Here is an 11,511-nt window from a genome sequence, read left to right as displayed (position 1 = left end):
GGTGCGGGCCCGGCGGCCTACTCGCCGGGCCCGCACCCCAGGGGCGGTCTCACCGAGACTCGAGGTCCAGCAGGAAGCGCTTCCGCTCCGGGTGGCCGCCGTAGTGCCCCGGCGAACCGTCGGAGCGCACGACCCGGTGCACGGGCACGATGATCGAGAACGGCGTGAGGCGGCACGCCGTCCCGACGGCGCGGGCCGCTCCCGGATGCCCGGCGAGCACGGCGACCTCTCCGTAGCTCAGGGTCTGGCCCCAGGGGATGTCGCTCACGGTGTGCAGCGCCGTCCGGTGGAACCCGTCCACGAGGCGCCAGTCGAGGCGGATGTGCTCGTCGAAGCGCACGGGCTCGCCGTCGAAGTACGCGTCGAGGAGCGGGACGAGCTCGTCGGCGGCGCCGGGGTCGGGCTCCGGGACTGCACCGAGCTGTCGCGACACGCTCTCGAGCAGCCACGGCACCTGCGGGTCTGCGGACTCGGAGAGATCGAAGCGCACGATGCCCTCGTCGGAGAAGACCGCGAGGGCGTCGCCGAAGGGCGTCGGAGCGAAGTCGTAGCGGAAAGTCATGTCCCCATCCTGACCGGCCCGTTCGACCCGAGAGAACCGGTCGTCGGCCTGGTCGCGCGTTCCGTGGACAACGTGAGCGCACGACCGCGCGGGGAGGAGCAGTCCGAGCGGGCGTCGTACCGGCTGTTTTTCACCGGAAACCCGCCGTGGATACCGATCTCCGACGGTGTCGCGCCTAGGGTGTGAGTGTGTGGCGACGGGAAAGCAGGTCTGCGAACAACACAGCGGTGGACAGCGCTGTGTCCCTCGGTGACCTGCACGACTCGTCCACCGGAGTCGGCATCGCGCACGCCGCCGAGGCCGAGCGCACGCGTCTGCGGGCCGAAGCCGCCGATCTGGGCGGTCCTTCGCCGCTGAGCAGCTTCCGCGACGGGCCTGAATCCGGGATCGACATCTCCAAGGCGCACCCGGGCAGTCTTCCGCAGTTCATCACCGGCAAGTCGACGCTCCTGTCCAACCTCTTCCGCGACGAGGTGGGCCTGCGCACCGCGCGACTGGCCGCGGAGCGGATCACGGCCAAGAACACCGAGCTGCGCACGGTTCGCGGCATCGAGGCGGTGCACCTCGCCGTCGGCGTCGCCCGATGGCGCATCGGCGGGGCGACGTTCGCCGCTCCCGTCCTGCTGCGCCCGCTCGCGATCCGCCGCCACCACACCGACTTCGAGCTCAAGCTGCAGGGCGCATTCGAGGTGAATCCGGAGCTCGTCCGCGTCGCCCGCGAGCACTTCGGACTGTCCCTCGACGCCGCGGCCCTCGCCGCGCTCGCCTACGACGGCGGCATCTTCAAGCCGCAGCCCGTGATCGACAGCCTGCGCGGCCTGACCCGATCCATCGAGACGTTCTCCGTCGAGCCGCGACTCGTCGTCTCCACCTTCGCCGACGTCGCGGGTGCCATGGCCCAGGACGGCGGCACCCTCGACCACCCGGTCCTCAACGCGCTCGGCGGCCACGTCGGCGATCGCGAGCAGGTCACGGCACCGCGCGCCGTCCCGCACCACGTCGGTCCGGACGACCGCGCGCCCGCCTCGGACACGCTGCTCCTCGACGCGGATGCCGAGCAGGAGGCGGTGCTGGCCCGCATCACCGCCGGTCACTCCCTCACCGTGGCGACGCTGCCGGGCACCGGGGGCACCCAGACCGTCATCAACGCGCTGGGCGAGCTCGTCCGCGCGGGCAAGAAGGTGCTCGTCGTCTCGGCTCGCCGGTCGACGCTCGATGGTGTGCGCCACCGCCTCGCCGGCATCGGCCTCGATGGCCTCGCGGTGTCCCCGGCGAGCCTGCGCCGGGACCTCGTCCGTGCGATCGGCAGGAACGAGAAGGCCACCGCACCCAAGGTGAGCGAGGTCGACGACGCGCTCGTGCGGCTGCGCACGGTACTGCGCGACTACCGTGATGCGCTGACCGTCCCCGTCCCCGGTCTCGACGCCTCCGTCCTGGACGCGACCCGCCACCTCACCCGCCTCGCGTCCCTGTCGATCCCGCCGTCGACCACGGCTCGATTGAGCGTGGACGCCCTGCGAAGGCTCGCCAAGGACCGCACGGAGGCGGCCGCAGCGCTGGCGCAGGCCGCTCGCCTCGGCGAATTCCGCGTCGGACCGAACGACTCGCCCTGGTACGGGGTCACCTTCGGCAGCACCGAAGCGGCCCGCGCCGCCCATGAGCTCGCCGGACGCCTCCACGCCGACAGCGTGCCCGCCCTGCTCGAGCGCGGGTACGAGCTCATCGCGCAGACCCATATGCGGCCGTTCTCCACGATCGACGAGCTCGGCGATTACCTCGAGCTGCTGCAGGGGATCCGCGACACCCTGGACCGGTTCAGCCCGACGGTGTTCGAGCGTCCGCTCGGGGAGCTCATCCAGGCGCACGGCTCGCGACGGGACGCGCCCGGCATGTCCGGGGCCAACCGCCGTCGGCTCCGCCGCCTCGCCAAGGAGTATGTCCGCCCCGGCGTGCACGTGACGGAGATGCACGAGGCGCTGCTGCGCATCCAGACCCAGCGCACCCAGTGGCAGCGCTACGTGGACGCGGGCGTCGCCCCGGAGATCCCGCTCGGGCTCGCCGACGTGTTCGCCGCCTGGCAGCGGGTGGAGGCCGAGCTCGCCGAGCTGGACGCGGCACTCGGCCGCCGCGAACCGCTGTCCTCGCTGCCGGTCGCGCGACTCGTGCGCATGCTCGCGGGTCTCGCCGCGAAGTCCGACGTCTTCGAGAACCTCGTCGAGCGCGCGCAGCTGCGCGACAAGCTCGCCCTTCTCGGCCTGGAGCCCCTGCTGACCGAGCTCTCGGTGCGCCACGTCTCCGAAGCGCGGGTGGGGGACGAGCTCGAGTACGCCTGGTGGCAGTCCCTCCTCGAACGAGCGCTGCAGGACAACCGTGCGCTGCTCGGAGCGAACACCGCGGTGGTCGACCGCCTCGAGCGCGACTTCCGGCTGGTCGACGAGGCGCACGCGGCCATGGCCGGACCGCTGCTCGCCTGGCAGCTCGCGAACCAGTGGCGCATCGCCATCGTCGACGAGCCCGAGCAGTCCCAGAACCTGCGCCGCGCCCTGACCCAGTCCGCCACGACGGCGGCCGAGGTCGTCAGCGCCGCACCGACCCTCGTCGACGTGCTGGCTCCGGTCTGGATCTCGTCGCCCTACCTCGTCCCGGAGATCCCGGACGCGGTGGAGTTCGACACCGTGCTCCTCGTCGATGCCGCGGCCATCAACCTCGCCGAGGCGGCCCCGGCCATCCGCCGTGCTCGCCAGGTCGTCGCCTTCGGAGACCCGGTCACGCAGCGGCCCTCTCCCTTCCGCATCGCGGTCGACCCCGTGGAGGACTGGGAGGAGGAGGTCCCGTTCGACGAGGTCTCCGTCTTCGAGCGCCTGTCCGAGCTGTTCCCCGTGATGACGCTGACCCGGAGCTACCGTGCCGGCGGCGAGGATCTCGCGGAGCTCATCAACGACGCGTTCTACGGCGGTGAGATCGTCTCCCTTCCGTGGGCCGGATCGTACCTGGGCCGCGGCAGCCTCACGGTCGACTACGTCGAAGGAGGCACCGGGACGCCCGATCCCGTCTCCGGCGCCGTCGAGAGCCCGGACGCCGAGGTCGCCCGCGTCGTCACGCTGGTCGTCGAGCACGCGGTGCATCGCCCGACGGAGTCGCTCATGGTGGTCACCGCCAGCACCCGTCACGCGGAGCGTGTGCGCGCCGCTGTGACCGCCGCCTTCGCCGGCCGCTCCGACGTCGCGGACTTCGTCGCGCGCGACACCGCGGAGCCGTTCGCCGTGCTCACGCTCGAGGAGTCCGTCGCGGAGAGCCGCGACCGCGTCATCTTCTCGCTCGGCTTCGGGCTCACCAAGCACGGCCGGGTCCTCAGCGACTTCGGCGACCTGTCGACGCCGGACGGCGAGCGGCTGCTGACGGTCGGGATGACCCGGGCGCGGCGTTCCATGGTGATCGTCTCGTCCATCCGCCCCTCGGCCTTCGACGACGGGCGTCTCGAGCACGGCGCGGCCACGCTCATGTCGATCCTCGGCGGTCTCGCGGCTCGTGCCCGCGATGCGAGGCTGGAGGATCTGGCCGACCCGCTCACGCTCGCACTGGCCAGGGAGCTCCGGCGTCTCGGGGCCTCCGTCGACGTCGACTACCGGGGGCTTCTGCCGCTCGTGGCGCAGCACAAGGGCAAGGCCGTCGTGATCGAGTCCGATCCGGAGTCCCGGGGGGAGTCGCTGCGCGAGACGCTCCGACTGCGCCCTCATGTGCTCCGCCGCCTCGGCTGGCACTACGTCCGCGTGCACGCGTTCGACCTCTACAGCGACCCGCGCACCGTGGCGTCGCGGATCGCGACGGTGCTCGGCATCTCGGAGTCGGCGCCGCGCGCGGAGAACGACACGCAGCCCCTCGACCTCGGCGACCACCGGAATGACTGACGGCCGTGACGAGCCGCGTCAGCGGGTCGTCCGGGTGCCGGGCTCCCGGCGGGCGCGTCTGACGCCCGTCGAGGGCAGCGACCCGACGCCGGAGGTCCCGGAGGGTGAGACGCCGCGCCGGTCCGCCCCCGGCGATCGGAAGGGGCCCAACGACGACCAGCTCCTCCGCGACGTGCCTCCGCACTACTGACGCGGCCCCCCGGAAAGAGGAAGACCCACGGCCCTCCGAGGAGAGCCGTGGGTCGTCAGGCCGGTGCGGTCAGACGCCGCGTGGGCCCTGCTGGGTCTTGAGCAGATCGCGGATCTCGACGAGCAGCTCCGCCTCGGTCGCGGCGGCCGGCTCCTCCTCCGGCTCCTCGGCCGGCGTGCCCTTGCGCGCCTCGACGTGGGCCTTGAACGTGTTCATCGGCAGGACGAAGACGAAGTAGACCACGACCGCGACGGCGAGGAAGCTGATGATCGCCGAGATGAGGTCGCCGATCGGGAAGGTGACCTTCTCGCCGTAGATGTTCGTGATCTGGATGCCGAACTTGCCGGCCGCATCGGCCTTGAGGAAGAGCGCGATGAGCGGGTTGATGACGCTGTTCACCACGGCCGTCACGACGGCCGTGAAGGCGGTGCCGATGACGACCGCGACGGCGAGATCGATGACGTTCCCGCGGAGCAGGAAGTCCTTGAAACCTTTGAGCATGGAAACCCCCAAGTCGACTGGGCCTCAGTTCGAGGCGGGAGTCGACGCAGCAGCCGGTTTGGCGCTCGTCGTCGAATCCGACTTCGATGATGCCGAAGCATCCTTCGAACCCCCGGATTTGGCGCGCGAGTCCGTGCGATAGAAGCCGGAGCCGTTGAAGGTCACGCCGATCGAGCCGTACTGCTTGCGCAGTGCGCCGCCGCACTCGGGGCAGACCGTGAGCGCGTCATCGGAGAAGCTCTGGACGGCGTCGAACTGGTGCCCGCACGCGGTGCAGGCATAGGCGTAGGTAGGCATGGCGGTCCTTGCGGGTCAGCGTCGCCGAGGCGACAGATGCAGCGTCTGCGACGGGGTCACGATGCCGTCGACCGGCTGATCGTGCACCTCGCGCGGCAGTTCGTCGAGTACCTCGGAATCATAGATCACCGCGTACACCGGAGGGCATTTCTCCATGGAGCCGATGGTCTTGTCGAAGTAGCCGCGGCCCCAGCCCATGCGCATCCCCGAGCGGTCGACGGCGGCGGCGGGGACGATCATCAGGTCGACGTCGTTCACCGCGATCGGTCCCAGCACCTCGCCGGTCGGCTCCGGCAGCCCGTACAGGCCTTCCGCGATCTCGTCGGTGTCGTCGGCGACCGCCCAGTCGAGCAGTCCGTCGGAGCGCGTGACGGGGAGGAGGACCCGGATCCCGCGGCGGACCGCGCGGGTGACGAACTCCCTGGTGCCCGGCTCCGTGGTGGTGGAGAGGAAGCAGGAGACGGAGCGGGCGCCGAGCTCGTCGACGAGGGCGTCGAGGCGCTCGCCGATCGCCGCGGCAGCGGCCTCGCGCTGCGGATCGGACAGCAGCTGACGCCGCTCGCGCAGCTCCGCGCGGAGGGCTCGCTTGGCGTGCTCGACGTCGTTAGCCATGGTCCGAGTCTAGGGCGGCCCCCACCGGTAGGCTGTGGGAATGGCTCACGAGAAGATCAAGGCTGTCATTCCCGCCGCCGGACTGGGGACACGATTCCTGCCCGCGACGAAGGCGATGCCGAAGGAGATGCTCCCCGTCGTCGACAAGCCGGCGATCCAGTACGTCGTCGAGGAGGCGGCGAACGCCGGGATCGAGGACATCCTCGTGATCATCGGGCGCAACAAGAACGCGATCTCCAATCACTTCGACTCCGTGCCGGAGCTCGAGGTGAAGCTCATGGAGAAGGGCGACACCGGTCGCCTGGAGCGCGTGATGAAGTCGAGCGACCTCGCCGACATCCATTTCGTCCGCCAGGGCGAGCCCAAGGGTCTCGGCCACGCCGTGCTCCGCGCCAGGACGCACGTCGGCGACAGCTCGTTCGCCGTGCTGCTCGGCGACGACCTCATCGACGAGCGCGACCCGCTGCTCACGGAGATGATCGCGGAGCACGAGCGTACGGGCGCCGCCGTCATCGCCCTCATGGAGGTCGACCCGGACAGCATCCACATGTACGGCGCCGCCGCCGTCGAGGCGATCGAGGGATCCGACGCCGTGCGCGTCACGGGCCTCGTCGAGAAGCCCGCGAAGGAGGACGCCCCGTCCAACCTCGCGATCATCGGTCGCTACGTGCTCCCCGCGTCCGTCTTCGAGATCCTCGAGCGCACCGAGCCCGGCAAGGGCGGCGAGATCCAGCTCACCGATGCCCTGCAGGAGCTCGCGACGGCGGACGGCGGTCCCGGCGTGGTCGGCGTCGTCTTCGGGGGCCGCCGCTACGACACCGGCGACCGTGTGGACTACATCAAGGCGATCGTGCAGCTCGCGGCCGACCGCGACGACCTGGGCTCGGAGCTGCGCCCCTGGCTCAAGGACTTCGCGGAGCGCCTCTAGGCGCCTCGCGGTCGGCGGAGGTGCGGCGTGGAGCTGTCGACGGGGATGCGGCACGGACCGGTCGAACTGCGTCTGATCCGGACGAAGGACGCGCGGCCTCTGCAGCAGGAGCTGCTCGCGAATCGCGCGTGGCTGCAGCCGTGGGAGGCGACGATCCCGCACGGGGCGGTCTCCTTCGACATGCGGGTCAGCATTCGCCGGCTGCTCCAGCAGTACCGGGATGGCGGCGGCTACCCGTTCGTCATGGAGTACGACGGTGAGGTCGCCGGACAGCTGAACGTCTGGGGCGTCGCGCGGGGCTCGCTGTGCTCGGCGACGATCGGCTATTGGGTGAGCGAGCGCTTCGCGGGGCGGGGGATCACCCCGACCGCGGTCGCGCTCGCGACCGATGCCTGCTTCACGGAGTACGGGTTGCATCGGATGGAGATCTGCATCCGGCCCGAGAACGCCGCGAGCCTGCGGGTCGTGCAGAAGCTCGGCTTCCGGTACGAGGGGCTGCGCCGTCGGTACATCCACATCGACGGGGACTGGCGCGACCACTACGCCTTCGCCCTCACGCAGGAGGAGGTTCCCCAGGGCGTCCTCGCCCGGTGGATCCACGGGCAGGTGCCGCCGCACGCGGCGACGATCCCGCCGGCGGACCGCATCAGCCTCTGACGTCGCCCGTTGCGGAAGGACACGCCGCGACACGCGCCCCGACTGCACGGCGCGGCCGGTCCGCCGCCGTTACCGTTGACCTATGGACGGGCCGGTGCTGAGCGGGGGAGTGATCGTGCTCGTCGCCGTGCTCCTGTGGATGCTGTACCTGCTGCCCTCCTGGCGCGGTCGTTTCCAGTACAACGCGGCCGAGCGGAACGCCGTGCGGCTCAATCAGGCGCTGCGGATCCTCGCCGAGACGAGCGAGACGCCCAGCGAGGTGCACATGGAGCTCAACGCCCGGACCGTCGTCGCCCAGCAGAAGCTCGCGAAGCGGCTGCAGGCCCAGCGGGAAGCCGCGGAGCTCGAGGCGCTCCGCCAGGAACTCGCCGCCACCCGCGCCGATCCCGTGATCCGTCGGGCTCGCGCCCGCCGACGGGTGCGGCTGACGGCGACCGTCGCGCTCGGCCTCGGCCTCGCAGCCGTCGGGCTCGGCATCTGGCAGCTCCTGGCCACCGGGGGAGCGGTGCTCCTCTGGAGCGGTGGGGTGGCAGCCCTCATCGCCACCATCGTCCTGCAGCGGATGGCCGCGGTCGCTGTGCGCGCTGCACGGCGTCCGCAGCCCGCGGCCGTCGAGACCGTCGCGGAGAGGGTCGCTCCGGCTCTGCATGACCAGGGCCCCGCCACCTGGACCCCGCGTCCGCTGCCGGAGCCGATGGTGTCGGTCACGGGATCGCGCGCCCAGGCGGCTCGCGCCGAGATCGATGCGCAGGAGGAGCGCCGCAAGGCCGCTCGGGTCGCCGCGCTCCGTGCCCGCGCCGAGGAGATGGCGCCGGCCGCGCCCGTCAGCCTCCCGGCAGCACCGGAATCCCCGTACGCCCGCATGGGCTTCGTCGACGACGCCGAGATCGAGGCGCACGTCCGCCAGCTCCTCCAGCGTCGGGCCGCCGGATGACCGTCGCGGTGAGCGCGGGTCTGCACCGCTGACGCCTCGGTGCCGCTCAGCGAGAGCGATGCCGACACCTCGTCCGTGCCGGCGCGCCGACGACGACCGCGAGTGTCGCTGCTCGCGTCGGCGCCGTGTCCGCCCGTAGAGTCGTGGGATGGGAACCATGCAGTACGGCTCCGGCAGCGAGATCCAGATCGAGGACCGCGCCCTGGCCCATCTGAAGGTCGCGATCGCGACCAAGCTCCGCCGGAACGAGAGCTTCACGCTGTCCTGGAGGCACCCGGACGGCGACGTCCCCGGGCGCTCGACGATCTGGCTGCACCCGTCGATCCCGCTGCGCTTCACCTTCGCGGAGCCGGAGACGCCGGAGCTGAACGTGAAGTGGGTCCAGGCCCTCATGGTGGAGGCGAGCTCGTCGGGAGGCATCAGCCTCGTGGACGAGGTCGTCGACGGCCCAGCCGACTGAGCGCAGCCGCTACTCGGCGGGGTACGCCTGCCGGGCGAGCTGCCGGGCGAGGTGCGCGGCGTTGCGGGACGCCGTCGTGATCGCGGAGCTCACGGCCTCCGGGGTCTCGTCGAGGTCCTTGTAGTCCACGGTCTGCATGGCCTCGCCGTTCCAGTACACCGAGGTCTGCGCGGGGATCGTGTAGCCGATGTCGTTCAGCGCCTGGAAGAGGATCGCGGAGATGTGGTGCGCGCCGTCCTCGTTCCCGAGGACACCGGCGATCGCGACCTTGTCGAAGAGGATCGGGCGGCCCTGCTCGTCCGTCTCGCTGAGCTCGGCGTCCAGGCGCTCCAGCACGCGCTGGGCGACGCTGGAGTGCTGCCCCATCCACGTCGGCGTGACGAACACGAGGATGTCGGCGTCGAGGACGCGCTGACGCAGGGTCGGCCACTGGTCGCCGTCGCCCATGTCCTTCTCGACGCCGGGGCGGATGTCGAGGTCGACGGCGCGGACGAGGTCACCCGTCACCCCGTGCTCGGCGAGGGCATCGAGCAGCTGACGTGCGAGCAGATCGGAGCTCGACGATGCGGGGGAGGGCTTGAGGGTGCAGGAGATCGCGAGGGCGGTGAGGGAGGTGTCCATGGTCCGACTCCACCAGACATCCGGGCGGCGGCACAGGGCCTTTCCGGGTCCGGGCTATCCTGGTAGAGCACCGACGACAGGAGATCCCGTGATCCTCAGCTTCCTCTTCTTCATGATCATGTTCCTCGGAGGCTTCTGGCTGCTGGGGATCGCCCACGAGATGCCGGACACGCTCGCCGCGCTCACCTTCGTCGGCGGCATCCTGCTCGTCTCGCTGGCTCTCGGGTTCGCGATGCGTCAGCGCGGTTCCGCCACGCGTCGCTCCAAGAACTGGACCGGCAGCCCGACCGAGTGACCGCCGCGGGGTGGCTCCCCGCGCTCACCGTCGCCGGGCGAGCCTCGCTTCGAGGTTCGCCCGCACCGCGGGCCATTCCGGCTCGATGATGGAGTACTCCACGCTGTCGCGGAGTGCGCCGTTGCGGTAGCGGCTCATGGCTCGCATCACGCCGTCCTGCTTCGCTCCCAGCCGTTCGATCGCGGCGCGGGACTGGAAGTTCACCCACTGGGTCGTCAGTCCGACTCGGAAGACCCCCAGCGTTTCGAAGGCGTGGCGGAGGAGCAGCAGCTTCGATTCCGCGTTGGTGCCCGTGCCATGGGCGGACGGGCGGTTCCAGGTGTATCCGATGTGCAGCCGGGGGACGTCGGCGACGATGTCGTAGTACGACGTCAGTCCCAGCACGCGTCCCGCGACGTCGAAGGCCGTGAAGGGCACCATCTCGCCGGTGGCGACGAGGCCCAGGCGGCGGTCGACCTCAGCCGCGACGCCGTCGGGCGCCGGAACCGACGTGTACCAGGCCGTCCTCCACAGGTCGCCCTCGGTGACCGCTTCGACGAGGCCGTCGACGTGCGACCGGTCGAGAGGGCGGAGCTCGACGAGCTCGCCGGTGAGAGTGACGGGGGCGGGGGCGACGAGGAAGGCCATGGTGTCATTCAACCAGCGTCGCCCGCCGTCGCCGATCATCAGGCGGCGGGCTCGGACGGGTGCTTCCGGAGGAGCACACGCTGGAACGCGAGGACGATCTCGATCGTCACGTCGAGCTCGAACGCCAGGCTGGCCAGGTGGGTGCCGCGGAGCTGCTCCGCCGCTGCGTACGCCGCCGGCGTGATCAGACATCGCGCGGCCCACTCATCGGCCTGTCGCTCCTGTCGCGCGCGGAAGGTGGCTTGCCATGTGGGCTGATGGCCGAGATGGGCGTGGCCGAGCTCGTGGGCGAGCACGCTGCGGGCGGTACGCCTGCTCATCCCGGGAGCGAGCCGGATGGTCCGGGTGACGGGTTGGAAGCCCCCGGGGGTGGGACCTGTGCGTTCGATCACACGGAGATCGAGTTCGTCGGCCAGGCGGAGGAGCTGCTGCATGGGCCTCCGTCCGGTCGATGTCGTCTACTCGTAGAGGTCGTCGGTGTCCGTCTCGCGGGTGGATCCGGATTCGAAGGCGACCTCGCGGGTATTGTCGCGCGGGGTGGCGACATCGGTGCGGCGCCGGAAGGGGGTGATGATCGCCGACATGCCGTCGGCGGCCAGGCGCTCCTCGGCCCGGGCGACGAGGACGTGTGGCTCGACCCCGAGCGTGGCGCACACCGCGTAGACCACGGGGACGGGAATGGCGCGCTTGCCCGTCACGTAGTTGTCGAGCGCGCTCCGGGCGATGCCCACGTCGCGCGCCATGGCAGCGATGCTGCTGCGTGCCGCCGCGATCTCCGCCCGCATCTGACGACCGATCGCCTCGTTGAACTGCTCGGCTGGTGTCTTCATCCGGCTCACCTTAGCAGCGCACCGAGAGCAGGATGCCGTCATATTGGCGGGTTGTGGGAGTGTGGGTGTCCGTGCGTGGCGGTACCGTA

General features: G+C 70.9%; 15 protein-coding genes. 7 read left to right on the top strand and 8 right to left on the bottom strand.

Annotated features, from left to right (window positions below; translation table 11 throughout):
* Positions 1-49: 49 nt before the first annotated feature.
* A complete protein-coding gene (locus WFJ36_RS11615; RefSeq protein ID WP_292788558.1) occupies positions 50-562 on the bottom strand; it encodes a methylated-DNA--[protein]-cysteine S-methyltransferase in 513 nt (170 codons plus the stop codon).
* A 227-nt stretch (positions 563-789) separates the two neighbouring features.
* Here WFJ36_RS11615 and WFJ36_RS11610 point away from each other — a divergent pair, with 227 nt between their 5' ends.
* Positions 790-4,470: an AAA family ATPase gene (locus WFJ36_RS11610; protein ID WP_256209423.1), complete on the top strand. Its 3,681-nt coding sequence runs from the start codon at positions 790-792 to the stop codon at positions 4,468-4,470.
* Positions 4,463-4,660, top strand: coding sequence for a hypothetical protein (locus tag WFJ36_RS11605; RefSeq protein WP_071328805.1), 198 nt, complete (start codon positions 4,463-4,465; stop codon positions 4,658-4,660). The genes WFJ36_RS11610 and WFJ36_RS11605 overlap by 8 nt, the downstream gene beginning before the upstream one ends.
* 69 nt (positions 4,661-4,729) lie before the next feature.
* On the opposite strand, the gene mscL is transcribed toward WFJ36_RS11605, so the two are convergent.
* From mscL to WFJ36_RS11590, 3 genes are read right to left on the bottom strand one after another with little or no spacing between them, the layout of a single operon-like run.
* Positions 4,730-5,161, bottom strand: a complete 432-nt coding sequence (gene mscL, locus WFJ36_RS11600; RefSeq protein ID WP_062636366.1) for a large conductance mechanosensitive channel protein MscL — start codon at positions 5,159-5,161, stop codon at positions 4,730-4,732.
* Positions 5,162-5,185: 24 nt separating this feature from the next.
* Positions 5,186-5,458, bottom strand: a complete 273-nt coding sequence (locus tag WFJ36_RS11595; RefSeq protein WP_025105556.1) for an FmdB family zinc ribbon protein — start codon at positions 5,456-5,458, stop codon at positions 5,186-5,188.
* A gap of 15 nt (positions 5,459-5,473) precedes the next feature.
* Positions 5,474-6,070: a 5-formyltetrahydrofolate cyclo-ligase gene (locus tag WFJ36_RS11590; RefSeq protein ID WP_071328804.1), complete on the bottom strand. Its 597-nt coding sequence runs from the start codon at positions 6,068-6,070 to the stop codon at positions 5,474-5,476.
* 40 nt (positions 6,071-6,110) lie between these two features.
* Between WFJ36_RS11590 and galU the strand changes: the two genes are divergently transcribed.
* The 4 genes from galU (at position 6,111) to WFJ36_RS11570 (ending at position 9,049) form a co-directional block, all read left to right on the top strand.
* Positions 6,111-6,998 (top strand): UTP--glucose-1-phosphate uridylyltransferase GalU, encoded by an 888-nt coding sequence (gene galU / locus WFJ36_RS11585; RefSeq protein ID WP_071328803.1) that lies wholly within the window; start codon positions 6,111-6,113, stop codon positions 6,996-6,998.
* Between the two features lie 45 nt (positions 6,999-7,043).
* The gene (locus WFJ36_RS11580; RefSeq protein ID WP_060921801.1) at positions 7,044-7,655 is read left to right on the top strand and encodes a GNAT family N-acetyltransferase; all 612 of its coding nucleotides are present in this window, start codon (positions 7,044-7,046) and stop codon (positions 7,653-7,655) included.
* A gap of 82 nt (positions 7,656-7,737) precedes the next feature.
* Entirely contained in the window at positions 7,738-8,589 is an 852-nt protein-coding gene (locus tag WFJ36_RS11575) for a hypothetical protein (RefSeq protein WP_071328802.1), read from the top strand.
* 148 nt (positions 8,590-8,737) lie between these two features.
* Positions 8,738-9,049, top strand: a complete 312-nt coding sequence (locus WFJ36_RS11570; RefSeq protein ID WP_071328801.1) for a DUF7882 family protein — start codon at positions 8,738-8,740, stop codon at positions 9,047-9,049.
* A gap of 9 nt (positions 9,050-9,058) precedes the next feature.
* Here the strand turns inward: WFJ36_RS11570 and WFJ36_RS11565 are convergent, their stop codons facing one another.
* Positions 9,059-9,670, bottom strand: coding sequence for a flavodoxin family protein (locus WFJ36_RS11565; protein WP_071328800.1), 612 nt, complete (start codon positions 9,668-9,670; stop codon positions 9,059-9,061).
* 88 nt (positions 9,671-9,758) lie between these two features.
* On the opposite strand from WFJ36_RS11565, the gene WFJ36_RS11560 reads away from it, so the two are divergent.
* Complete coding sequence (locus WFJ36_RS11560) at positions 9,759-9,965, top strand: hypothetical protein (protein WP_025105563.1); 207 nt, start codon at positions 9,759-9,761, stop codon at positions 9,963-9,965.
* A gap of 24 nt (positions 9,966-9,989) precedes the next feature.
* Here WFJ36_RS11560 and WFJ36_RS11555 read toward each other — a convergent pair whose 3' ends face one another.
* Genes WFJ36_RS11555 through WFJ36_RS11545 form a run of 3 tightly spaced genes read right to left on the bottom strand, consistent with a single transcriptional unit; the run spans position 9,990 to position 11,422 of the window.
* Positions 9,990-10,592, bottom strand: a complete 603-nt coding sequence (locus tag WFJ36_RS11555; protein WP_071329112.1) for a GNAT family N-acetyltransferase — start codon at positions 10,590-10,592, stop codon at positions 9,990-9,992.
* Positions 10,593-10,630: 38 nt separating this feature from the next.
* Positions 10,631-11,026, bottom strand: coding sequence for an ImmA/IrrE family metallo-endopeptidase (locus tag WFJ36_RS11550; protein ID WP_071328799.1), 396 nt, complete (start codon positions 11,024-11,026; stop codon positions 10,631-10,633).
* Positions 11,027-11,050: 24 nt separating this feature from the next.
* On the bottom strand, positions 11,051-11,422 hold the full coding sequence (locus tag WFJ36_RS11545) for a helix-turn-helix domain-containing protein (protein ID WP_240743011.1): 372 nt from the start codon (positions 11,420-11,422) through the stop codon (positions 11,051-11,053).
* Positions 11,423-11,511: the final 89 nt, after the last annotated feature.

The organism is Microbacterium sp. MMO-113 (assembly GCF_037148555.1).
In the GTDB taxonomy this organism is placed as follows: domain Bacteria; phylum Actinomycetota; class Actinomycetes; order Actinomycetales; family Microbacteriaceae; genus Microbacterium.
Note: the sequence above shows the minus strand (reverse complement) of the source record. Positions and strands in the feature narration are given on the sequence as shown.

Bases quoted from the DNA above. Each gene is read 5' to 3' on its own strand.
- WFJ36_RS11565 (WP_071328800.1), bottom strand. From the start codon at position 9,670: ATGGACACCTCCCTCACCGCCCTCGCGATCTCCTGCACCCTCAAGCCC.
- WFJ36_RS11545 (WP_240743011.1), bottom strand. From the start codon at position 11,422: ATGAAGACACCAGCCGAGCAGTTCAACGAGGCGATCGGTCGTCAGATG.
- WFJ36_RS11555 (WP_071329112.1), bottom strand. From the start codon at position 10,592: ATGGCCTTCCTCGTCGCCCCCGCCCCCGTCACTCTCACCGGCGAGCTC.
- WFJ36_RS11575 (WP_071328802.1), top strand. From the start codon at position 7,738: ATGGACGGGCCGGTGCTGAGCGGGGGAGTGATCGTGCTCGTCGCCGTG.
- mscL (WP_062636366.1), bottom strand. From the start codon at position 5,161: ATGCTCAAAGGTTTCAAGGACTTCCTGCTCCGCGGGAACGTCATCGAT.
- galU (WP_071328803.1), top strand. From the start codon at position 6,111: ATGGCTCACGAGAAGATCAAGGCTGTCATTCCCGCCGCCGGACTGGGG.
- WFJ36_RS11615 (WP_292788558.1), bottom strand. From the start codon at position 562: ATGACTTTCCGCTACGACTTCGCTCCGACGCCCTTCGGCGACGCCCTC.
- WFJ36_RS11580 (WP_060921801.1), top strand. From the start codon at position 7,044: ATGCGGCACGGACCGGTCGAACTGCGTCTGATCCGGACGAAGGACGCG.
- WFJ36_RS11570 (WP_071328801.1), top strand. From the start codon at position 8,738: ATGGGAACCATGCAGTACGGCTCCGGCAGCGAGATCCAGATCGAGGAC.
- WFJ36_RS11605 (WP_071328805.1), top strand. From the start codon at position 4,463: ATGACTGACGGCCGTGACGAGCCGCGTCAGCGGGTCGTCCGGGTGCCG.
- WFJ36_RS11590 (WP_071328804.1), bottom strand. From the start codon at position 6,070: ATGGCTAACGACGTCGAGCACGCCAAGCGAGCCCTCCGCGCGGAGCTG.
- WFJ36_RS11550 (WP_071328799.1), bottom strand. From the start codon at position 11,026: ATGCAGCAGCTCCTCCGCCTGGCCGACGAACTCGATCTCCGTGTGATC.
- WFJ36_RS11595 (WP_025105556.1), bottom strand. From the start codon at position 5,458: ATGCCTACCTACGCCTATGCCTGCACCGCGTGCGGGCACCAGTTCGAC.